The 22,530-nt window shown below is 55.3% G+C and carries 18 protein-coding genes, 1 tRNA gene and 1 other RNA gene; 6 read left to right on the top strand and 14 right to left on the bottom strand.

Annotation, left to right across the window (positions count from 1 at the left end; translation table 11 throughout):
- The first annotated feature begins 230 nt into the window (after nt 1-230).
- Nucleotides 231-1,490, top strand: coding sequence for a DUF4032 domain-containing protein (locus ACLHIL_RS04275; protein ID WP_411296713.1), 1,260 nt, complete (start codon nt 231-233; stop codon nt 1,488-1,490).
- Nucleotides 1,491-2,048: 558 nt separating this feature from the next.
- On the opposite strand, the gene ACLHIL_RS04270 is transcribed toward ACLHIL_RS04275, so the two are convergent.
- From ACLHIL_RS04270 to ACLHIL_RS04250, 5 genes are all read right to left on the bottom strand, one after another.
- Nucleotides 2,049-3,107 carry an aspartate-semialdehyde dehydrogenase gene (locus tag ACLHIL_RS04270; RefSeq protein ID WP_411296712.1) on the bottom strand — a complete coding sequence of 353 codons (1,059 nt, stop codon included), beginning with the start codon at nt 3,105-3,107 and terminating at the stop codon, nt 2,049-2,051.
- Complete coding sequence (locus tag ACLHIL_RS04265; protein ID WP_411296711.1) at nt 3,104-4,378, bottom strand: aspartate kinase; 1,275 nt, start codon at nt 4,376-4,378, stop codon at nt 3,104-3,106. Before ACLHIL_RS04265 ends, ACLHIL_RS04270 begins: the two co-directional genes overlap by 4 nt.
- A gap of 64 nt (nt 4,379-4,442) precedes the next feature.
- The gene (gene recR, locus ACLHIL_RS04260; RefSeq protein ID WP_411296710.1) at nt 4,443-5,057 is read right to left on the bottom strand and encodes a recombination mediator RecR; all 615 of its coding nucleotides are present in this window, start codon (nt 5,055-5,057) and stop codon (nt 4,443-4,445) included.
- Nucleotides 5,058-5,294 carry a hypothetical protein gene (locus ACLHIL_RS04255; RefSeq protein ID WP_411296709.1) on the bottom strand — a complete coding sequence of 79 codons (237 nt, stop codon included), beginning with the start codon at nt 5,292-5,294 and terminating at the stop codon, nt 5,058-5,060.
- Nucleotides 5,281-8,163: a DNA polymerase III subunit gamma and tau gene (locus ACLHIL_RS04250; RefSeq protein ID WP_411296708.1), complete on the bottom strand. Its 2,883-nt coding sequence runs from the start codon at nt 8,161-8,163 to the stop codon at nt 5,281-5,283. Before ACLHIL_RS04250 ends, ACLHIL_RS04255 begins: the two co-directional genes overlap by 14 nt.
- A gap of 288 nt (nt 8,164-8,451) precedes the next feature.
- Here ACLHIL_RS04250 and ACLHIL_RS04245 point away from each other — a divergent pair, with 288 nt between their 5' ends.
- Nucleotides 8,452-9,519 carry a metal-binding protein ZinT gene (locus ACLHIL_RS04245; protein WP_411296707.1) on the top strand — a complete coding sequence of 356 codons (1,068 nt, stop codon included), beginning with the start codon at nt 8,452-8,454 and terminating at the stop codon, nt 9,517-9,519.
- 841 nt (nt 9,520-10,360) lie between these two features.
- Here ACLHIL_RS04245 and ACLHIL_RS04240 read toward each other — a convergent pair.
- Nucleotides 10,361-10,445: transfer RNA gene (locus tag ACLHIL_RS04240), tRNA-Ser, on the bottom strand.
- 161 nt (nt 10,446-10,606) lie between these two features.
- Here ACLHIL_RS04240 and ffs point away from each other — a divergent pair.
- Nucleotides 10,607-10,702, top strand: an RNA gene (gene ffs, locus ACLHIL_RS04235) — signal recognition particle sRNA small type.
- Nucleotides 10,703-10,712: 10 nt separating this feature from the next.
- Nucleotides 10,713-11,291: a LytR C-terminal domain-containing protein gene (locus tag ACLHIL_RS04230; protein WP_411296706.1), complete on the top strand. Its 579-nt coding sequence runs from the start codon at nt 10,713-10,715 to the stop codon at nt 11,289-11,291.
- A gap of 592 nt (nt 11,292-11,883) precedes the next feature.
- On the opposite strand, the gene ACLHIL_RS04225 is transcribed toward ACLHIL_RS04230, so the two are convergent.
- Genes ACLHIL_RS04225 through cysS form a run of 4 tightly spaced genes read right to left on the bottom strand, consistent with a single transcriptional unit; the run spans nt 11,884 to nt 16,257 of the window.
- Nucleotides 11,884-12,510: an ASCH domain-containing protein gene (locus ACLHIL_RS04225; RefSeq protein ID WP_411296705.1), complete on the bottom strand. Its 627-nt coding sequence runs from the start codon at nt 12,508-12,510 to the stop codon at nt 11,884-11,886.
- The gene (locus tag ACLHIL_RS04220; protein WP_411296704.1) at nt 12,500-13,810 is read right to left on the bottom strand and encodes a hypothetical protein; all 1,311 of its coding nucleotides are present in this window, start codon (nt 13,808-13,810) and stop codon (nt 12,500-12,502) included. The genes ACLHIL_RS04225 and ACLHIL_RS04220 overlap by 11 nt, the downstream gene beginning before the upstream one ends.
- Nucleotides 13,811-13,856: 46 nt before the next feature.
- On the bottom strand, nt 13,857-14,840 hold the full coding sequence (gene rlmB, locus ACLHIL_RS04215) for a 23S rRNA (guanosine(2251)-2'-O)-methyltransferase RlmB (RefSeq protein ID WP_411296703.1): 984 nt from the start codon (nt 14,838-14,840) through the stop codon (nt 13,857-13,859).
- On the bottom strand, nt 14,833-16,257 hold the full coding sequence (gene cysS, locus ACLHIL_RS04210) for a cysteine--tRNA ligase (RefSeq protein WP_411296702.1): 1,425 nt from the start codon (nt 16,255-16,257) through the stop codon (nt 14,833-14,835). Before cysS ends, rlmB begins: the two co-directional genes overlap by 8 nt.
- 103 nt (nt 16,258-16,360) lie before the next feature.
- Here cysS and ACLHIL_RS04205 point away from each other — a divergent pair, with 103 nt between their 5' ends.
- Together ACLHIL_RS04205 and ACLHIL_RS04200 are read left to right on the top strand one after the other, a co-directional pair.
- Nucleotides 16,361-17,899, top strand: a complete 1,539-nt coding sequence (locus tag ACLHIL_RS04205) for an MFS transporter (protein ID WP_411296701.1) — start codon at nt 16,361-16,363, stop codon at nt 17,897-17,899.
- 574 nt (nt 17,900-18,473) lie between these two features.
- Nucleotides 18,474-18,989 (top strand): hypothetical protein, encoded by a 516-nt coding sequence (locus ACLHIL_RS04200; RefSeq protein WP_411296700.1) that lies wholly within the window; start codon nt 18,474-18,476, stop codon nt 18,987-18,989.
- 19 nt (nt 18,990-19,008) lie between these two features.
- Here ACLHIL_RS04200 and ispF read toward each other — a convergent pair whose 3' ends face one another.
- The 4 genes from ispF to ACLHIL_RS04180 form a co-directional block, all read right to left on the bottom strand.
- Nucleotides 19,009-19,503 carry a 2-C-methyl-D-erythritol 2,4-cyclodiphosphate synthase gene (ispF, locus tag ACLHIL_RS04195; protein ID WP_411296699.1) on the bottom strand — a complete coding sequence of 165 codons (495 nt, stop codon included), beginning with the start codon at nt 19,501-19,503 and terminating at the stop codon, nt 19,009-19,011.
- Nucleotides 19,493-20,371 carry a 2-C-methyl-D-erythritol 4-phosphate cytidylyltransferase gene (locus ACLHIL_RS04190; RefSeq protein WP_411296698.1) on the bottom strand — a complete coding sequence of 293 codons (879 nt, stop codon included), beginning with the start codon at nt 20,369-20,371 and terminating at the stop codon, nt 19,493-19,495. Before ACLHIL_RS04190 ends, ispF begins: the two co-directional genes overlap by 11 nt.
- A gap of 33 nt (nt 20,372-20,404) precedes the next feature.
- A complete protein-coding gene (locus ACLHIL_RS04185) occupies nt 20,405-20,965 on the bottom strand; it encodes a CarD family transcriptional regulator (protein WP_411296697.1) in 561 nt (186 codons plus the stop codon).
- Nucleotides 20,966-21,430: 465 nt separating this feature from the next.
- A complete protein-coding gene (locus tag ACLHIL_RS04180) occupies nt 21,431-22,432 on the bottom strand; it encodes a LacI family DNA-binding transcriptional regulator (RefSeq protein WP_411296696.1) in 1,002 nt (333 codons plus the stop codon).
- Nucleotides 22,433-22,530: the final 98 nt, after the last annotated feature.

The raw sequence follows: 22,530 nt of genomic DNA, 5'->3' as shown, positions 1-22,530 counted from the left end.
CCCCCACTCCCCCCCCCCCCCCCCCCCCCCCCCCCCCCCCCCCCCCCCCCCCCCCCCCCCCCCCCCCCCCCCCCCCCCCCCCCCCCCCCCCCCCCCCCCGCTTCCCGTTCACCAGCTACAATCAGTAGCGTTCCTGGCACGCCCCAGGAACACCCGAGGCTAAGCATCAATTTGCCTGGCCACGCCCACGTTACCCACGTCGGTCGCCATCTCATCGCACGGAGGATCTCATGCATAACCGATCGCTGCAGATTACCTCAGCGGAAGTACGCCCAGCTCTACTCGATTTGCCCTGGGCTATCCCGCTCGACGAGTGGCCCTCCGACGTGATCGCCGCCCTGCCTCGCGGTATTTCTCGCCACATCGTCCGATTCGCATATCTGGACGGGCAAGTTGTTGCCGTCAAAGAAATCGGTGAAGAGGTCGCCCATCACGAATACGAAACACTGCGCGACCTCAACCGACTATCCGCCCCCTGCGTTGAACCACTCGCCGTCATTACTGGCCGCTACGACGCAGCCGGCGAACCACTTAATGCCGTCCTCGTCACTCGTCACCTCTCCTTCTCCATGCCCTATCGCGCCTTATTCGGCAACTCACAAATGCGCACCAAAACCGTTCGCCGACTTATCGACGCCCTAGCTGTACTCATGGTGCGGTTACATCTGCTCGGATTTTTCTGGGGTGACGTCTCCCTATCTAATACCCTGTTCCGCCGTGATGCCAACGAATTTTCGGCATATCTCGTCGATGCGGAAACCGGCGAACTGGAAGAAAATCTCTCACAACGCAAACGTCTGTACGATATTGACGTCGCCCGCACGAATATCATCGGAGAATTGATGGATCTGCAGGCCGGCGAAATCCTCGATCCAGAATACGATGCCATCGCCGTTGGGGATCGTTTCGTTGAGCGCTACCAAGATTTGTGGGCAGAACTGACCGAAGAAGAATCGTTCCAAGCTAGTGAACGGTGGCGCGTCGATGCGCGTATTCGTCGGCTCAATGATCTCGGGTTTGAGGTCGGCGAGCTATCTATGGCTGCCGACATTGACGGCACATCCATCTCCATTCAACCTAAAGTGGTTGACCCTGGGCACTATTCCCGAAAGCTCATGCGGCTGACCGGCCTGGACGTCGGAGAAAAGCAGGCCCGCCGACTCGTCAACGACATGGAATCTTTCCGTATGGTCACCGGCAAATCGAATATCCCGCTGGAGATCGTCGCCCACGAATGGATGATGAACGTCTACGAGCCAACCGTGCAGGCCATCCCCTTTGAGTTACGCAAAAAGCTCCAGCCAGCGCAGTTATTCCACGAACTACTGGAACATCGCTGGTTTATTTCCGAACGTGCCGGCCACGATATTCCCATGATGCCCAATACCGTCGATTCCTACGTTAATGACGTTCTCGCTTACCGACCGGACGAATCCCGCATGATTGGGCGCCCTGCAGGTAGTGATGACGAGGATCTGGACGAAGAATAGCGCAGGATAGTTCCAAAATAAGCTGCTACGTGGAACGCTAAACAGAAGCTACTATGCTGGCGTGCCGGGAAAAGCAGGCTGATCTTTGCCCACAACCGGCAGATCTGCCCACACCTATGTATTATGCCTATCTTCCTGTGGTTATCTTCCACGTATATCTTCCTGCGCCTACCTCGTGTTTCCTCCCTCACCTACCCACATATCTACGTTTCTTCCTCCTCACCCGCGTGATCCACGCTTCCCTAGCTGCCGCGACTACCCACAACTGTTCTGCCCCGTGCTATTCACAACGTTTTGATATTTACCTTGCCCGCGAACATCGGATCTAAGACTCGAAAGCTATTGCCATAAAATGCACTTAGAAAGAGAGATCCCGGAGAGCAGACAATACAAACCGCAGCCGAACCCACACAAAAGCAACAAGGCAACAAAGCAGTAGCAACTACCGAAACAACCGAACCCGCCGGATACGCTAGATACCTAAGAGGCGCCGGCGCTAGCGCAACACCATGTACGCCACACGCCAGCGCCTCCTACTAGCTTTCACATATTAACTACTTAGCGTTCGCTCAGCTCCTGGATCAACAGCTCAGCGATTTGCACCGTATTCAGAGCCGCACCCTTACGCAGATTATCCCCAACAACAAACATTGACAGCCCGGCCGCGGGGTTACGAGCCGCATAATTCTGCCGGATACGCCCTACATAACATGCGTCTTGCCCAGCAGCCTGCAAGGGATCAGGCACCTCGACGTACCTCACTCCCGGCGCTTGCCGCAATAACTCAATGGCTCGCTCAACAGAAATTTCGCGCTCAAACTCCGCAGAAATCGACATTGAGTGAGCAGTAAATACCGGCACTCGCACGCACGTCCCTGCAACACGCAGATCAGGAAGATCAAGAATCCGCCGAGACTCATGACGAAGTTTTTGCTCCTCATCCGTCTCTCCTGAGCCGTCCCCTGCGTCATTACCCGCAAACGCAACCACATTAAAAGCAATTGGTGCAACATACGGCTCAGTGTTTTCCGGACGAGGAATCGCCTGCCCATCCACGGCTAAACCTTCTAGCGCATCACCGGCAGCCACCGCCGCACGAGACTGCTCAACCAACGCCTGCACCCCCGCACGCCCCGAACCAGACACCGCCTGATAAGAGGAAACCACCAGGCTCGACAACCCAGCTTCATCCGATAAAACTTTCAAAATCGGCATAGCCGCCATCGTGGTGCAGTTCGGATTGGCAATAATCCCTCGTGGCCGATCCCGTAATGCCTGCGGGTTCACCTCACTGACCACCAGCGGAACCTGCGGATCTTTCCGCCATGCCGAAGAATTATCAATGACGACAGCCCCCGCCGCTGCAAATCGGGGAGCATATTCCCGTGAAACGCTGGCGCCAGCCGAAAAAATTGCAATATCAATACCGGCGAAATCTGCCTGGGCAAGATCCTCAACGCAGACCTGTTCACCACGGAAGGGTAGCGTCATCCCAGCTGAACGCGCAGAGGAAAAGAACCGCACCGCATCTACTGGCGTTGCGCGTTCCTCCACTAAATTACGTACAACCCGCCCAACCTGGCCGGTCGCCCCAACAATAGCTAACGTTATGCTCATCTCCCCGTTCCTCCGTACACGATCGCTTCCCCGTCCACATCCAAATCAAACGCCGCATGAACAACCCGAATAGCCTGCGCAATATCCTCTGCATCCAACACAACCGAGATACGGATCTCTGAGGTGGAGATCATGTCAATATTGATTCCCGCGTCAGCCAGGGCTGCGAAGAATTTAGCGGTCACTCCTGGATGAGAACGCATGCCGGTACCGACCAGCGATAAGATACCAACCCCGTCATCTTGAATAATGCTGCGGAAGCCCAACTCCTCCTGGCGCGATTCGAGCGCCCGGACCGTCTTTTTCACATCAGAAATCGGCAAGGTGAAAGAGATATTGGCATGACCCGGCTGGTTAATCGGCACGTTTTGCACGATCATGTCGATTGACGATCCCGCGTCAGCCACCACGTTAAAAACCCGCGCCGCCGCCCCAGGCTCATCTGGGATACCTGTAATCGAGATCTTGGCTTGCGAGGTGTCATGGCTGATGCCAGAAATCGTCGGGGATTCATTATCCCCCTCCCACCGACTGCGGGTAACTTCATCCACGATCCAGGTTCCTTCCTTATCTGAAAATGACGAGCGCACGTGCAAGGGAACATGAAACCGACGAGCATACTCAACTGCCCGCAAGTGCAAAATCTTTGTGCCATGTGCTGCCATCTCTAGCGTCTCTTCATAGGTCAAGGCGCTAGCTTTACGGGCAGTCGTACATACGCGCGGATCAGCGGTAAATACGCCATCAACATCCGAGTAAATTTCACAGACATCTGCCCGCAAGGCCGCCGCGAAAGCCACTGCCGTCGTATCTGACCCGCCACGCCCTAAAGTCGTCACATCGTTATCGCGGTTAACCCCCTGGAAACCAGCGATAATGGCGATCTCCCCGGCCTGAATGGTTCGAGCAATACGCTCTGGGACAACCCCGACGATAGAGGCCGCGCCATACATGTTATCCGTATGCAGACCCGCCTGCTGCCCAGTGTATGCGTGGGCGGTCACCCCTAAATCTGTGACCGCCATAGCCAGCAGCGCCATCGAGATACGCTCTCCTGCCGTCAGCAAAACGTCCATCTCTCGGGCGGAAGGCTCACTCGAAACAGATGCGGCAAGATCAATAAGATCATCTGTAGTATCGCCCATCGCCGAGACGATCACGACGACGTTATTGCCCGCGCGGTATGTATCAACTATCCGCCGAGCGACGCGCTTAATGCCAGCTGCATCCGCAACCGATGATCCGCCGAACTTTTGAACAATGAGTGTCACTGTCTCGTCTCCTTCAATGGTTATCCCATCGTAAAGGAAAGTCGCAACCGCAGTTTGCGGCTGTTCACTGTATGGGCGTTATCCGCTGCCGACCCGCTAAAGCTCGTGAGATCGTCACTTCATCGGCATACTCTAAATCGCCGCCAACGGGCAACCCAGAGGCGAGGCGCGATACCGTCACTCCCATATTGCCCAAATTCAAAGAGAGATAGGTTGCCGTGGCTTCACCTTCGATATTCGGATCCATCGCCAAAATAATCTCTTCGACTTCCCCACTCGCCAATCGCGCATACAGTTCTCGAATACGCAGATCCTGCGGGCCAACCCCGCCAATTGGATCAATCGCCCCGCCGAGCACATGGTAGCGGCCACGATATTCCCGCGAACGTTCAATCGCCACAATGTCTTTTGCTTCTTCCACGACGCAGATAACTGATCCTACTCGCCGCGGATCAGAGCAGATTCGGCATAGCTCATCTTCGGTGACGTTCCCACACACCGCGCAGAATCGCACCTTTTCTTTGACTGCCTGCAGCGCCTCCACTAAGGCCTGCACCTCAGCTTCGTCTGCCTCCAACAGATAAAACGCAATGCGCTGAGCGCTTTTTGGCCCGACGCCGGGCAAGCGACCTAGCTCGTCAATCAAAGCCTGGACAGCGCCGTCGTAGATTCCTGCCATTTATTTGCTCTTTCTGTTGTGAACCATGTAGCTGCCTAGCGCCTGCCACGCTACCCGCATATTTGGTGCTGTTACCTGCCAGCTTTGGCGGGTTTCCGCTCCCTTATCGCTCTTCGCGCCGGTGAGTATTGGGCAATATCTGCCAGCCGTTGACCGCGATAACACGGCTGGAGAAAACTGCCAATTATTGCCGGTGGTACTGCCAGCGATATTCCCCGCATTATTACGACGTGCCATCGCCGCCCTCATGACGTTCGTCGATCACTACCGCGCCGAACTTTTCCATAATGACGTTGACTCCAGCAAGGTCAGAATGGGCAATCAGCGGATCCGCATCCGAGATTTCCTCTTCCTCGTCAAGGAAAACCGGCTCCTCTTCCAGCGGTGAGCTATATGCAGACGCATCATCGTGCACAGGTATTTCCTGGGCGGGGCGAATTGCGTCTATCTGCTGGCGAATATTAGATACGGCGGAAGGGGCTCCAGCACTGACGAAATCCGCCGGAAGATCCACTGGCGGCAAATCCGGGAAGGTATCTATTGAATAATCCTCCTCGAACCTCGCCGCACCCGATGGTGTAGAAGATCCCGCAGATCGTGGCATATCATCCACCGCCGAATCTGATACCTGAGCCAGCTTCCCCATAGATTTCTCGTGATTCTCTGGCACTGCTACTGGGTATGAGGTGATCGACTCATCTACTGACATGCCCTTTGCTGCTGGTGCCGCTGCTGCCTGGCTGGCAGACTGTGCGGCAGTGGCGTCACCCCCTACTGTTAGCGCGGAAGGCGCCTCCCCACCTATTTTCACTTCAGGCAGGCGGGAAGCATCCGCGGTATCCCCTGGCAATCGTGCGGGCATATCGCCGAACTCATGGAACGATCCTCGTGCCACATCGCCATCTTCGCGAACATCTGCCGCAGCTGAGTCGAATGAGCCGCTATTTTTGCCGGAGGCCCCGAAATTGCGCCCATTGCCTCCTTGGCTCGACACCGCCGCGCCCTGCGCGGCGCTAACTTTTGGGGAGGCGCCATTGCGTGGTGGCGTTTCGGATTGACTCCCACCCGGCGTATGCGGTTGTGGCTTAGGCTGGGCCGGACGCTCCGTCGGTGCGCCTACATGCCCGGTAATTCGCACCGAAATACCGCAGTGCTGTGCAATAACGTGGGCTATGGCCTCGGCTTTACTCGGCAGTTGCCGCAGCAGACCTTCCGATTCAAAACCGAGCACTAAAGCTCCATCTGCAAGCGACAATGGCCCCGTGGAATTTTGCAAAAATCCTCGCACCGACGGGCGCAGCATGGGAGATTCGCAGATTTGCCGCCATTGGGCAGCGATCTGCGCCACGTGATCAAGTGGAGCTTCCTGCGGTGAATCCTGTGGCTCTTCCACCTCGGGCTCATGCCCTGATTGCGCTGCGCTAGCCTGAGCGTTTTCGTTCTCTACCGCCACAGCGGAAGGCTTGCTATGCGGGTCTTGTTGACCTTGAGCTTCCTCAGGTTTTTGGCGGGGCCGAGCAGTATCCGTAGCCGCGTTAGTCACCTCAACTGGTCTGCTCTCCGTGTCACCTTTCGGGTGCGCTACCGCGGATGTATCCGTTTCTGCCATCGGTGGCATACTCGGCATGGGGCGATGATTCGGGTCAGTGTTGCTCATCTTTCGCGAAGCCGCGGCCATATCAGGCCTGTTATGCTCCGTCGTTTTTCTGCTCTGTATACCCGAAAGTGCGGAGTTTTCCGGCGCTGGTGCTCCTGTCGCGGCTGCCGGATTGCTCTCCAGGTCCGTTCCCCTGCCTGGGTTCTGTGGTGCTAGCTGCGCGGGATTATGCGCATTGCTCCCGCCATTTGCTTCAGAGCGCTGATTTTGAGGGGTTTCCCGCTGCGCATTAACGAATTGCGCTAGCCGCTGTGCCGTCTGCGCAGAGGGGCCTCCCGTCGCTTCTCCACTGGGATTGGAGAATTCTGCCGCATTTTCACCCTCAGAAGCACGTCCAGTTCCGCCACGCGGATCACCCACAATGATTCGTGCGCACAGCAATTCAAGCTGTAATCGTGGGGCGGTGGCGCCAACCATATCCGCTAAGGCCCGATGCGTCAGATCGGCATAATAGGAGGCTCGTTGTGCCCCAAGGTGGTTAGCTTGGAGCACCATTCGACCATATTGATCTTCCGGAACTGATACAAAGACGTCTTTCGCCGAATCTCCAGCGAGGGAAATAATGACGAGATCGCGCAGGCGTTGTAGTAAATCTTCCACAAAACGACGCGGATCGTGACCGGATTTTACGAGCGAATCAACAACGGCAAATAGCCCGCTGCCATTGCGCGCGATAATGGCCTCCAACGCCTCATCGAGAAGCGCTGCCGAGGTGTATCCCAAAAGCGCAACGGCCCGCTCATAATCAATAACCGAACCTTCCGACCCGCCGATGATCTGGTCCAGCACGGAAAGGGTATCGCGAACCGATCCGGTTCCCGCCCGAACAACTAGGGATAAGACGTCTTTACCGGCGGTTACCCCTTCGGTATCGCATAACTGAGCCAAGTAGTTTTCGAGTTCATTGGGCGGAACAAGGCGGAATGGGTAGTGATGCGTGCGCGAGCGAATCGTCCCGATCACTTTTTCCGGCTCTGTCGTCGCGAAAATAAACTTCACGTGTTCTGGGGGTTCTTCCACTAATTTCAATAGCGCGTTAAATCCCTGGTTCGTCACCATATGCGCTTCATCAATAATGAAGATCTTGAAACGATCCCGTGCAGGCGCAAATGCGGCTTGTTCTCGCAGGTCACGGGCATCGTCAACGCCACCATGCGAGGCGGCATCGAGTTCAACCACGTCAAGGGAGCCTGAACCATCTCGGGATAGTTCCCGGCATGAATCGCACACACCGCAGGGGGTTGCCGTCGGGTACTCCACACAGTTCAAACAGCGGGCCAGGATTCGGGCAGACGTGGTTTTCCCACAGCCGCGCGGCCCTGAGAAGAGATATGCGTGCGCGGTGCGCCCACCATCGAGAGCTGCCATCAGAGGTTTGACAACATGATCTTGCCCGATGACCTCATGGAAACTTTGCGGGCGATAACGGCGATACAGTGCGATACTCACGCCCTCTAGTCTACGTGCTCATGCCCGAAGTTTTCTGTGCCGAGCACGTCACCTGTTCATAATCACTACCTGATCGCCAACCGCGTATCTTTTTCGCCAGACGGCACCCCAATTGGGGAATACGGCATAACGACGAGCCCGGATAAGGCATCGAACGTGGAGCGAAGAGGGTGGCGACCGATAACACTCATGCTGAGATCAAGCTAACAGCGCTCATACTATGCTCAATTTGTTAACAATTTTGAGAATCATTATCATTTAGGGGTTGATTGCACAGAAAGGTCACACATGAAAGCCCATAAAATTCTGGCCCTGCTCGCGCTAACCGGCATGGCACTGGCTGGCTGCTCCGATAGCACCACCTCAGAATCCACCACATCCACACCGTCATCCACACAAAATGCACAGGCGAAAGACGCCAAAGACAGCACAAAAGAAAACCACGTCGCCTACTACGCCGACTATCAACTTGAGGCCGCCACCTATCACATCGAATTCGGCCACACGCACGAAAAGTTCATGCGCATAGCATTCGTCCCCACCGAGGGAGTAACCGATCTGATGGCTGCCGGAAAAGCCGCGCTCAACACCAACGAGACAACGGTTGAACAAAAGCAAACCGTGACGATTACGCCAAACAACGTCTACTACGTCAAGATGGGGCACTACAGCGGGCGCGTCGATTTCACTGTTCCCTCCGCTGGAAAATGGGCAGTATTTGCCGATATTGCACCTGGCAATGCCTTACCGTGGAAACTTCGCAACGCAGCCGACGAGCCCGTCGCACCGATCACAGAACGAGTCCTCGACAACTCCACAAACGATATTTACGACGGATACTTTGAGAACTCACAAGTCAAAGACCGCGAGCTCAGTGATTACGCCGGAAACTGGCAATCAGTCTATCCCCTACTCCAAGATGGCAGCCTCGACAAAGTCATGGCTCACAAAGCCGAATCAGGAAAAAAGACGAAAGAAGAGTGGACCGCCTACTACGAGACTGGCTACCGCACCGATATAGAAAAGATTGATATTGCTGGAAATGAGATGTCATTTACCAAGAACGGGCAGACCGCCAAAGCCACCTACGCCTACGAGCGCTACGAAATCCTGACCTACCAGAAAGGCAATCGCGGCGTGCGCTTCCTATTCACCAAGCAATCTGGCGATGAAGCTGCCCCCAAGTTCGTACAATTCTCCGACCACAACATCTTCCCGGTCAAAGCCTCACATTTCCATATCTACATGGGGAACACGTCACATGAAGAGCTGCTCAAAGAGATGGATAACTGGCCTACCTACTATCCGGCGTCACTGACGAAAGATGAAATCGTTGAAGAGATGATGGGGCACTAATCTGCGCTATCCAGCTTTCAACACGTTTTACTCCTAATCCTCCTCTCACACCCAATGAAGTGGGCTGACGAACCTCCTCGTCGGCCCACTTCTCTCATCTCATATATGCACCCGTGCGATATACGCCCTGCATTATGCGAATATCACTTACCCCTACAGCCAATACGCAGAGCCAGGATCAGGCGAATAGCCTCGCCAAAAAGGCGTTTGATGGGCAGACAGCGGGGCATCCTGCTCAACGCCTCATACCTAAGCCCACCGCACCTCACACAGCTCACCAGCGCTTGCTTAACCGTCTAGTACACTGCCACTGCGCCTGCTGACACGCCACAGCCAGCCACACAGCGCATAGATAAGGGCCCCCAAAAAAATATTTGCTTCGTTCTTATCTGCTTCCACTACCAGCCAGCCGCACGCCCAGCATTTCACAGTCATTACATATACAGGTTTGTCATTACCTTGTAGCACGCCAACTATGCCCCGCTTCTCCCTGCTATCACGCCGAAATCCCAGAAAATCACAACATGTTTTGCCTATCACTCATAGGTGACAGCACTAAATTACAGCCCGACTTTCCCGCGTTAGGACACTGAAAACACCGGCAAAGCAACATGTTCTCCCCATAACCCACATATTCTGCCGGTGTAACCCCATATTCTGTTCGCTAACCTAATATCCCAACAACACAGATCAGAGCAATATGACCTGCACGATAGCCGTATAGTCCAATCCGCCGCCTATAACACCCATATCTTTTTGGGTACACCTGCCAGCGATCCAACTTTTCAGCTTCATAGCAACGAAAAACCCCTCCCGATCTACTCGGAAGGGGTGGAATCCGCGGAGGATGGGGGATTTGAACCCCCGAGGGCGTTAACCCAACACGCGTTCCAAGCGTGCGCCATAGGCCGCTAGGCGAATCCTCCTTAGCCAGCTATCTGACACGCAGAAAACCTGACAGTGCTTAATCTTACGGAATTCCGGCCACGATAGGAAATTTATACGCCACTTTTTTGGTGCGATCAGTCTCAGTAGCAACCCTAAATCCATATCTCGACACGTATTCCCTGACTCGTGGTACACTCGAACAGACTCCCCACGTGGCGTTATCTTGAGGAATCCCCCAGGGCAGGAATGCAGCAAGGGTACTTGAGCTCTAGCGGGTGCGTGGGGCGTCCTGTTAGATTAGGGTCGTGAACTCAAATGCTCGCGCAGAATATCGCAAACGAACCCAGCAACGCCAGACGGTCATTTTCGGATCAATGGTCCTCATCATGGCCGCACTCCTCATCCTTGGCTCATTAGTCTGGTTAAACGTCATCCCCTTCCCGTTCAATCGTGATTTCTCCCGAGCACCTGACACCTCACAGGTCGTCTGCCCCACCGACGCTAACGCCACCCCCTCGCCGACGAACGAGATCACCGTTTCGGTTTACAATGCCACCGAAACGACCGGATTAGCGAAATCCGTCGCCGAATCCCTGGGATCTATCGGCATTAAAGTACGCGAGACGGGAAACTGGTCCACAGAGAATTTCTCAGAGGCCGTTCGGATCTACACCTCCCCAGAGGGAATCAACGACGCCTACACCATGCGCGCATATTTTGATAGCTCGTCGGTGCATATCGATCCGAATATCGCAGATAAATCCGTATCCATCGTCCTCGGTTCGCACTACCAAAACGTCAATCTAAAGCCAACTCCCGAACAGATTACCGCTGCTATGCATGCTGACGGGGATTGCGTAGACGTCAGCGATTTTACTGATTAACCCTGAGTCATAATCACCGCACTGAACGCTTAGTTTTATTTACACTCGGGTTATCTTCTCAGAAAACCGCTCCACGCAGTTATTAGCGCGAATATTTCAACACGTTTTCGGGAAAACCGACGGGAACCCTAAAGACGAAAAGCCCTACAGAAAACACGCGAACATTACCTGGGGGGGCAAACCAGCTAGCTGCCCCGCTGCCCCGTTCTAGCTAACCGCCCGCCAGGATAGCAAAACAGCCAAGCACGCCTACTAACTGGCAAATGGCATCCAGCAAAAGCGGGTTAAAGCCAAAAACAGCCCCACGAGGCGCTTCTTCTACCGCCCCGCCAACCAAGTGCTGTGCCTACCCAAGGGCAGATATATTCCCAATGAGCAACTACACCCCAACGAGTGTCTCCGCTTTCACCATGGCAGAAAATAGGAAAGCAGAACACAGAGCGCTGCTCCCGCACGGAAGATCCTCTTTGCCTGCGTGCGAAAACGATGACCTAAGGCATTCTTCCGTCCTTTTTTCTCCCCCCCCCCAGATTCCCTAGAAGCAAGGAAAACTACGCAAAGTTTGTAAAAACGGAAGCGAACACGAGTGCTTTTATAGCGCTTCCTCGCGGTCTGCTGGCAGCTCCGAGGATAAAGGCGTAGGCGTAGCTGTTGCCGTTTCGCCAGCATCTGAGCTCGAAGGAATATGCGCATCGGAGGCGTAGAGCAGGCGGAAGAATTCCACAATCACATTCTCCTGGGGATCAAACTCAATCCCTAAGGACTGCGCTTCCTCGCGAAAGATTTGCTCATGGTCAGCCTGCCACTTCGGCAAATCCCCTTCCCCTTCAGCCTCAGCAATATCTGCACCGACGTCACAAAACGGAATACGGCGCACGTCCACATTGCGAATTAACGCCCGAGGATACCCCCGACCATCGCACACAATCCACAATTCACCGATACTCGGCAGGCTCTCACCGGCCGCCATATACGAAGGCTCGTAACTTGAGGTTGCACGCTTGGCGCCCGAAACAATCAATTCCGCCAACTCATCGGCAAGCTGCGGAGTATCGCCCAAACTAAAAGACCCTGGGCGCAGCGAGGTCTCATCTACTTGCCCGCCAACGCTTTCAATCGGGTAAAGACGCCCAGCATTTATTGCATGTGCCCAAAAAGAATCCAACGCCGCATCAATATCGAGAGGCTCGGCTACCTCATAGTTTTCTTCACTCACCATATTCTCCCCAATTGCGCGTCATCTTCCACATATCAATCTCCTGCTGGCGGTGATTCATCACCTGGGCCGCATAGGAGGTTGTCAGGATTCGAATCATGCCGGAAAACAAGGTCGCCCCGCCAAGTGCCGTCACTAAACGCCACGGCTTGCCCGCTTCTGCGCGCTGATATCCCGCCGTCAATAATGCCCCGCCTAAAGCTGACTGCGCAGCAGAGAAAAGCGAGACCGCCCACGGACGCTCCAAATAAATTTTGCGATATGCACCCATGACCATCGGCTCAACAAAGCCCTCACCGGCGAGCTCCCATGCCAGGCGATCATTAAATGCCGCTCCCGTGGTTTCCGGCGCAAAAAGCCGCGCGCTGGGGATAGCCGTCAACGGCAGTTCTCCAGCCAAAACTAGAGCAACCTCTGAGGGCAATCCCAGGGCTTGCACAAAACGTTCCAACGCCACCCGCGGAGAGCTCAATAACGCCGCCCGCACATCAGCAAAACGCGCCCCGATGACGTCGGCAACCGCCGCCCGAGCCATCGCGCCAGCGCCCGTCTCATCAACCACAAACTCATACGCATCGGTACCTGGGGTTATCCAGGTAAAAACCGGCAACTCACCCGTCCAATCCCAGGTGCGGGTAAGAGTATCGCGCCGCACGCTCATCAACGGAACATCATCACCACACCCAGGGCGAATCACAATCTGGAAAGACGGACGCGGAAACACTCGCCGCATTGCATCTAGCGGAGACTGGGCGATCAGCACTAACGCATCCCCCAGCTTCAACACCGCCACCTCAGCTTTGTCAGACTTAGCCAGCGCCGGAACCTCTGAGAGCGGCAGATCCGCTATCATCATCATCGGACCAGGCCGGTCGAATAACTCCTGATCGGCTTCTTCTTCGGCACTCTCCTCAGGCTGTTCATCCGAGATCGACACAGGCACCGACGCCAGGGCATCATCGTCTGAAAAGAGATCATCACCGACGTCAACTGCGCCAATATCCAGTGGACCATGAGCAACTTCGCCATCTAATTCCACTTCGACTTTGCGCAGCCGCGAGCGCATCTCCTCCACCAGTTCCCCGACGGTTCGCCCGCGAAAAACCGTGCCTTTATCATCGAGGGTTGCCACTCGGCGACGGCGCCCTGCCATCGCCACTTCAAAAGTGAAATCTCCTGACTCATCCGCCGCGCCACGACCAAGCACGCGTTCCTCTGCGAAGAACGCATTAATATCGTCAACCGTCACGATGTCCCGATCAAGACGTTGGATGTGTCCGCGTACTGTTCGCCACGACGTCATGGTGCATCCGCCTCCTATCGAATCGGCGGCGGCGTTATCCGCTCACCTACTGCCCAGCATACCTGTTTCTCACTTGGTCGATCTGGTATAGCGCAATACCGGCAGCCACTGAAGCGTTTAAGGATTCCGTCTGCCCATCAATGGGGATAGCGACGACGAGATCGCAGGTCTGCCGAACCAGGCGCGATAAACCTGCCCCTTCTGAGCCAGTTACCAGCACTAATGGCATATCAGCAAGATCGGCTTGCGGCAGCGAGCTTTGCCCGTCACCGGCTAACCCCACTACAAAATATCCTGCTTGCTGCAGATCTCGCAGGCAGCGAACGAGGTTCGTCTCGCGTGCCACCGGCAGACGAGCCGCCGCTCCCGCCGACACTTTCCATACCGTTGCGCTCACACCAGCCGCACGCCGCTCTGGGATAAGCACACCATCTGCCCCGAAGGCAGCAGCAGAGCGCATAACAGCACCGAGATTATGCGGATCCGTCACTGAATCAAGCGCCACGATAAGCCCATCACGCCCGGAACGTTGCCCGCGTTCAACCAGATCTTGACACGTCACATACTCGTATGGCGGAACTTCTATCGCAATTCCCTGGTGAACCTGGCCCTCCGTCATCAGATCGAGTTCAGTACGCGAAACCTCGATGACGCGAACCTCAGCCTCCATCGCCGCCCGAATAATATCTGCCAGCCGTTCATCATAAACGGCCGCAGTCAGCACAAAGACGCGCGCATACGGCATTCCTGCCTGCACTGCCTCATAAACCGGATTGCGCCCACAAATAAGCTCATAGCCAGCCGGAGTGTGCAAGGAGGCTTTCAGTTTTGGTCCTTGTGCCTTGCGTTCTGCCTCTTCTCGTTCTTGCTTGCGCTTGTAGGCCGGATGATATGTGCGATCTTCTGCCTTAGGGGTTGGCCCTTTTCCTTCGAGCCGACGGCGACGATGCCCGCCGGAACCCGTCGTGCTGCCCTTACGCGCGTGTTTACGGACAGCTCCTGGCCGCCCTCGATGCCCACTATTAGCCACGCTCGCCTCCTACTGCCCACCGCACGCCATCTGCGCTATCTTCTACCGTGATACCTGCTTGCATTAGGGTATCGCGCAGCGCGTCAGCTTTCGCCCAGTCTTTTTCTGCTCGGGCTTGCGTGCGTTCGGCCAAAATCCGCTCCACAAGCGCTGCCAAGGCTTCGTGTGTGCCTCCGTTATCGCTCTGACGCCACGGATCGGCGCACGGATCCAAGCCTAAAACGTTGAGCATTGCTCGCACCATCGTCTGTTCTGCTCGCAGGGAGACGTGATCGTTGTCAGCTAGGGCATTATTGCCATTCGTCACGTGTTCATGGATAACTGCCAGTGCTGCTGAAACGTTGAGGTCATCATCCATCGCGTCAACGAACTCCGCCGGTAGATCCTCGCGCGTCAGACCCGCAATCTCCGCTGCCGGGACTTCCCCTACGACGTCTACTGCGCGCGCCACAAATCCGGCGAGCCGATCCCATACTGCCGCTGCTTCCGTCAACGTCGCAGGAGAGTAGGCAACCGTTGACCGATAATGCACCGTGCCTAAGGCCAGCCGCACAATCACCGGCGGATATTCACGGACGATATTCGCAACCGTCAGGGAGTTTCCGAGGGATTTACTCATCTTCTCTCCCTCGATCGTCACCCACGCATTGTGCATCCAATACTGGGCAAATCCGTAACCTGCGCCATGGGATTGCGCTTGCTCGTTTTCGTGATGGGGGAAACGCAGATCAATTCCGCCGGCATGAATATCAAAAGATTCACCCAAATATTTTCCAGCCATCGCCGAACATTCAATATGCCACCCGGGACGCCCCCGCCCCCACGGCGTATCCCACGCAGCACTTTCCGGCTCACCAGCTTTCGGTGCTTTCCACAGGGCAAAATCTAAGGGGTTGCGCTTATCTGTCTCGCTAGTATCCTCATCCGCATTGAGATCAGCCAGGCTCTGATTCGTCAGTGAGCCATAATCCGGCAAGGACGTGACATCGAAATACACATTGCCTGGGCGGCCGACGTAGGCATGCCCGCGCTCAATGAGGCGCGCAATGAGGGTAATCATCTCTGGCACATGGCCTGTCGCGCGCGGCTCATACGTCGGTTCTAATATGCCGAGAGTGCGATAGGCCTCGGTAAATTCTTTCTCAAACCGATACGCCCACGCCCACCAGAGCCAGCCGTTTTCTGCGGATTTCGCCAGGATTTTATCGTCAATATCGGTGACATTACGGATCATTCGCACGTCATAACCGGAGATTCGCAACCACCGCACGAGAACGTCGAACGCCAGCATGGAACGCATGTGACCGATATGCGGTGATCCCTGCACCGTCGCCCCGCACAGGTAGATCCCCACCTGACCAGGATGGAGCGGGACAAACTCTCGCAGAGATTTCGTTTTGGAATCAAAAATTTTCACGTCTTTAACAATACCGGCTATTGCAAAGCGAACGCGAAGAAGGTGACGCAAACTAAGCCAACACGACAATACAATGAACTTACGATGGCGTAGGGTAACACGTATGGACAGCTCAGAGGGCACCCCACATACGTCTCGACGTCATCCCATCCCCAATCAGGCAAATAAACACGGATTAGCTGGTCTTTCGGATGCCAAAGGCGCACCCCGCGCAGTTGCCGGAGCCGCAATCAGCGGGGTACGTGCCGTTGCCTCATACCTGAAAAATCATGGCAGGCCTCGCCGTAATTCTTCAGATTCTTCGCGCGAACCCTCACCGTTTACCCGCGAAGTGTGGGCCTGGGGAATGTGGGATTGGGCCTCCGCAGCGTTCAACGCCATCGTCACCACTTTCGTCTTTTCGGTCTACATCACTGATAAAGATCTCTTCGGCGGATCAGCGAACCAACGACTCGGATATGCTTTCGCGATTGCCGGAGTGTTAATCGCCGTGGGCGCCCCCGCTATCGGTCAAGCTATTGATCGCTCCGGTAAACGCGCCACTTTCTTACGGGTAACTACTTTGCTGACGGCCCTCATCACCGCCTGCCTATTCTTCGTCTCCCCTGGGGAAAATCACCTGTGGCTAGGCTTATTTTTACTCGCCGCCGGCAATATCGCCTGCGAAACCGGATCCGTGGTCTACAACGCGATCATCACCGACATCACTGAACCTAAACATCTTGGGCGCGTCTCCGGGTTCGGCTGGGGCTTGGGGTACGTCGGCGGTATCGTCCTCATGCTCATTTTATTCATTGGCTTTATCTCGCCTGAGGTCGGCTGGTTTGGGGTCACCTCTCACAATGCAATGCATGTGCGGGTTTCCATGCTTGCCGCCGCCATCTGGACGCTCGTATTTTCGGCGCCACTGTTGGGCAGTTTGCGCGACGAGCCAGCCGTCCATGACGGGGGCGGGCTGGGAATTATCGCCTCCTACAAAGAGCTCGGATCTTCCGTCAAGCGGCTGTGGGCCTCCGAACGCCATATCCTCTGGTTCCTCCTGTCCTCGGCAATCTATCGCGACGGGCTAGCTGGCGTCTTTTCGTTTGGCGCCGTCTTGGCGGGAACCGCATTCGGTTTTGAAAAACAAGAGATCATGATTTTCGGGATCGCCGCCAATCTGGTTGCTGGTGTCGCCACGATCCTGTTCGGCTGGGTGGACGATAAGCTCGGGGCACGTGCAGTTATCGTCGTTTCGTTGAGCGCGATGGTGAGCTTCGGCGTCATTATTTTCTTGTGCCATGACGGGATGGCTGGGCTATCAGGTCACGCTATTTATTGGATTTTCGGCTTACTGTTGTGCGTTTTTGTTGGACCGACGCAATCTGCCTCGCGCACCTATCTGGCCCGTATTGCACCATCAGGCGCCGAGGGAGAAATCTTTGGACTCTACGCTACGACTGGCCGCGCTGTCTCTTTCCTCGCCCCGTTCATGTATTCCACAGCCATCACCGTCGGTGCAACTGCCAGCGGAATCGCTCTGGATGAGGCCGCCTACTACGGCATTATTGGTTTAGCTATCGTTCTCGCAGTTGGCCTGCTGGCGTTCTTGCCTGTCAGTGCGCATCACATACCGCGCACGCAGGCGGCTACCTCCGCATAGTTGTGTGCGCATACCGGCACGTATCAACGGCGCTGGGCTACATACCGGCGATTATTCGCAGGCTGACGATTGATTGTTGCTATTTCGCCAGGAGCTTTGCTGCTCACAGACGTTTACTGCCCACAGACGCTTACCGCTCTCAACTAAATGTATGTGCCTCACGCTCAGCGCATTCCCTATTTATATGGGCAGCGCGAGCACCTAGTTTAAGAAAATCAGGAGAAAAGCGGGATCGCTACGCCATGCCTCACGCGCCTTTAGGGCATACCGATCGAGAGTTATTCACTGGGTCAGCGCAAAAGAGGGGGGGCGAATCGCATTACTCACACGGCACAGTGAACCACACGTACATCCGGTTAGGCACATGGAATACGACAGCCCGTAGCGGGAATATGTAGTGGCTCAGCTTATTGCCGCATACGCTTTTAGCCTCATAAGCACAGGTATATTTATTGACTACCGAGAACCACTTTATACCAGGTAACGCGCAGTTTACTGGGCATGCCCCACTAAGGCGTTTGCTATACTTAACTGCACTATTCCGTGTCATCAATTTGCCTGCGAGGTGCTAAATATGCCACTGCATCACACCAGCTCACCGAGCGGAGCACCATCTGCTCATCGCTTTCGCGCGGAAAAATTATCACGTGAGGATCAGCATGACGGCATCGTCAAGAACCCCAAAATATCCCACGAAACCACTAAAAGACATCTGATGTTTACTTCCGGGCTGTCGGCAGAAGCTAAAAAGCATAGTAGGAAGGGGCAACGGCGCTTAGTGCAGGCAGGTATGGCGTCTGTTGTGGCTGCTGTCTTACTGTCGGCGTGCTCATCGCCATCTGATCCACGCGATAGTGAAAATTGGAAGAAGCACTCCTCCGATACCTCTATTTCAGAACGGCTCGAAGAGGAAGCACAAAAACACGGGATCGATACTGACCAAGTCAAGCAGGACGCTCAGAAAGCAAAAGAGAAACTGGGCGAATATGGGCAGAAAGCAAAAGAAAAGCTAGGTGAATACGGGCAGAAGGCAAAGGATAAAGCCTCCGAAATCTATGACAGGTACACCACTAGCGATAACGAGAAGTAATCCTTTCGCCACACGCGCTTTATTTGCATTCCGCTTCCATATTCGCGCGAGATAGCGTTGCCGTGGCAATTGCCGCTAGCCCCTCATCGCGCCCAGTAAATCCCATCCGATCGGTAGTGGTGGCACAGACGGCTACCGGCGCGCCGAGAATCTCGCTCATTCGCTGCTCTGCCTCATATTTGCGTGGTAACAGGCGCGGGCGCTGCCCGATAATCTGCACACTGACGAATTCGATCTGCCATCCGGCCTCTCGCACACGTTCAGCGACGTGACTCATCATCGCCTGCCCCGTCGCTCCAGCCCACTGTGGCTGATCGACGCCGAAGATAGTCCCTAATTCGCCTAATCCTGCAGCAATCAACACTGCGTCACACACCGCATGGGCCGCGACGTCTCCGTCAGAGTGCCCGACTAAACCCGGATGACCTTCCCATTGCAAACAGGCTAACCACAGTTCGCGCGTATCGTCATCGGCAAATTGGTGAGCATCTATCGCGGTCGCGCTACGATACATGCGTTTTTCCTTCCGGTGATCCGCCAGCATATTCCTCAGCAATCATACGGGCGATACGCAGATCCCACGGCGTCGTTACCTTCATTGCTTCGGGTGCACCCGCAACCAATACGACGTGCCCACCGGCCATCTCCACCAGAGCAGCATCATCTGGGGCAGCGATCGCTTCATCCATGCTGCGTTCTCGCTCTAGGCGATGTGCGTGTTCTAAAATATCGCGCCGAAATCCTTGAGGGGTTTGCATAGCGCGCAAGCGTTGACGTTCTAAGGTGCGCCCAACTGGTTCTACCTCAGTAGATACGCCACCCGCTATCGGCGCTAGCAGTTTTTTCTTATCTGCCGGTAAAAGAGCATCTGCCACTGGCGCACTATCGCCTTCACAGATCTGATCTGACGGTTCTTCTCGCTCAGGTATCGGCAGCGCATGGGCCTCGCGAATCTCTTTAATCGTATCGGCAACCGGCAACGCTGGAACGACCGCTTCATATCCGGCGTCCAAGGCTGCCACAACTCGATCAACAACCGCTGGGGGAACAAAAGGCCGAGCCGCGTCATGAATCAACACATACGGCGTATCTATATGTGCCAAACCTCGTGCCACAGATTCTTGACGGGTGAGGCCGCCTGGTACGAGTTCCGCGTGAACATCAGCCGCTGCTAGAGCCTCAGCGAAAAGCTGTTGGGAATCGGCATCTTGCGGAATAGTAACCACGATACGCGTAATCCCGCTGCGATTCATGCTGCGGATAGCGTGGACGACGAGTGGCTCTCCCGCTATAGGAACGAGCGCTTTCGGCAGTTGCGCCCCTAGCCGCGAACCAGAGCCAGCACCGGCAATCACCGCTCCCACGCGTTCACCGCGTGCCACCTGAGCAACCATCACCACAGCCCGCCCGGCATATTACTGCGGTGTTGCCGCCGACGGAACGGACTGTGCCGAATCCCCACTCTCAATCGTCATAGCGCTGGGCATATTGGGATCAACACCCATGATCTCATCGAGAAGCTGATCGGCTTCATCGTCGGAAATCTCCCGAGCCAGCGCCACCTCTGAACCGAGAATCGCCCGAGCCTGCGAGAGCATGCGCTTCTCCCCGGCTGATAACCCGCGCTCAACGCTACGCCGCGACAAATCTCGAACAACCTCGGCCACTTTGTTAACATCACCCGAGGTCAACTTTTCTGAATTGGCCTTAAACCGACGCGACCAGTTCGACGGTTCTTCCACGTCTTCCTTGCGCAACACATCGAAAACCCGCTCAAGCTGCTCTTCATTAGAGACGTCACGCAAACCGACCTGCTCAATGGAGGATTCTGGAACTTCAATTACCAGATCGCCTTGCAAGATCCGCAGGGTCAAATAACGCCGCGTCTCGCCGCGGATTGTTTTCTCTGAGATCTCTTCAATATATGCCGCTCCGTGATGCGGATATACGACAGTCTCGCCAACTCTGAAGCTCACGGGAAGATCACCCTTTTCATTCGCCAATACCACGAACCATTTTAGCATTGCCAAGAACGGAAAGCCCGATTACTAATTACGCCATCAAGTGAAGCACCCTGCGTCATCTTATTTTTCGGCATACGTAGCGCCCAAGGATAAGGATCATAGCAATCGCGGGAGGGGAGCAGAGAAAGGGTAATTAACCGCAACGAGGAGCAGGCATCTGCGAACGCCACCCGTCAGTATTAAAGTTATTTCTGGTCTATTACCGGATCACCCTATTACCGGATTACCTGTCGGTGGTGTGCACGCGCTAACAACCCAATAAATAATCCAAACCGAAGTCAGCTTCCACCGCGATAACCCTTTAATATTTCCGCCTAGCCAGCACCCGCCTGAAACGCCCGTTTCATCTGGCACGTCAAGGCAACACTGCTGTACTTGCAGGCATATCCCGTACCCCTGGAAAGCCCCGACGGAACTCTACAAGGTTGAGGAACGCAGAACGAGTTTGCCCTGAATAACCTGTGAGCTCATCTCCCGACCAGACATCGCGTCAATGAGTAACTGCGCTGCCGTCTGCCCCAAATCATGCAGATTCTGATCAATCGTCGTCAACGGCGGGCGCGAGGCCTCCGCAATCAAATGCCAATTGTCGTGGCCGATAACCGCAATATCCTCCGGCACACGCACCCCACGATCATGCAAAATATCCAGACATCCGCGCGCAATCTGATCGGATCCGCACACGAAAGCGTCAATCTGCGATTCTCCATGCTGATCGAGGAATAACCGAGTCGCTTGCCGCCCCCAGGATTCACTCCACGGGCCATACAACGGCTGATCCCCCACCGGCTTCAATCCAGCCGCATCCAGTACCGATATAACCCCACGGGCGCGATCCTGCGCCGCACCATACGTGTAGTCACCAGAGATCATTGCGATGCGGGTGCGTTGACATTCCAGGAGATGCTGGGCCACAAGCCGCCCAGCATGTTCATTATCCACAATCACGGATACGTCCTCGTCGTTCATTGACGGCGCATAGGCATACACCACTGGAACTGGCACATCACCGATGGACGGCCGCGGATCCGGACGCGCACCCACGATAATAAGACCGTCCACCTGACGGCTCAATAGATTACGGATATGGTACTGCTCGCGGATCGTATCCCCTCGGGCATCACACAGCAGAATCGAGACTTCACCCTCACCAAACCGATCCTCTGCGCCGAGCATAATCGGAATCGAAAAACGACCTTCCATATCGTGGGTAATAAGCCCCACCGCTCCCGAGCGCCCCAAAGCAAGATTTTGCGCTAGCCGATTCGGGCGGAAACCAATCTCGTTGGCAATGCGAATGATCTTTTCGCGGGTTTTATCACTGACGTCTGGACGCCCAGATAATGCCTTGGAGGCCGTCGCCAACGATACCCCGGCACGGTCGGCTACCGAGGCAAGTGTAACTTTTGAACCGTGCACAATAACTCCACTATTCGGTAAGGAGGCCGCGACACGACCGTCGGGCCGGATGCTGTCGCGTTTGATTATAGCGCTAACTCCGACCCGATCGTGGATTT

Origin of the sequence: Trueperella sp. LYQ143, assembly GCF_046599595.1 — a bacterium.
Taxonomy (GTDB): Bacteria; Actinomycetota; Actinomycetes; order Actinomycetales; family Actinomycetaceae; genus Trueperella.
This window is presented reverse-complemented; position numbering and strand designations above follow the sequence as displayed.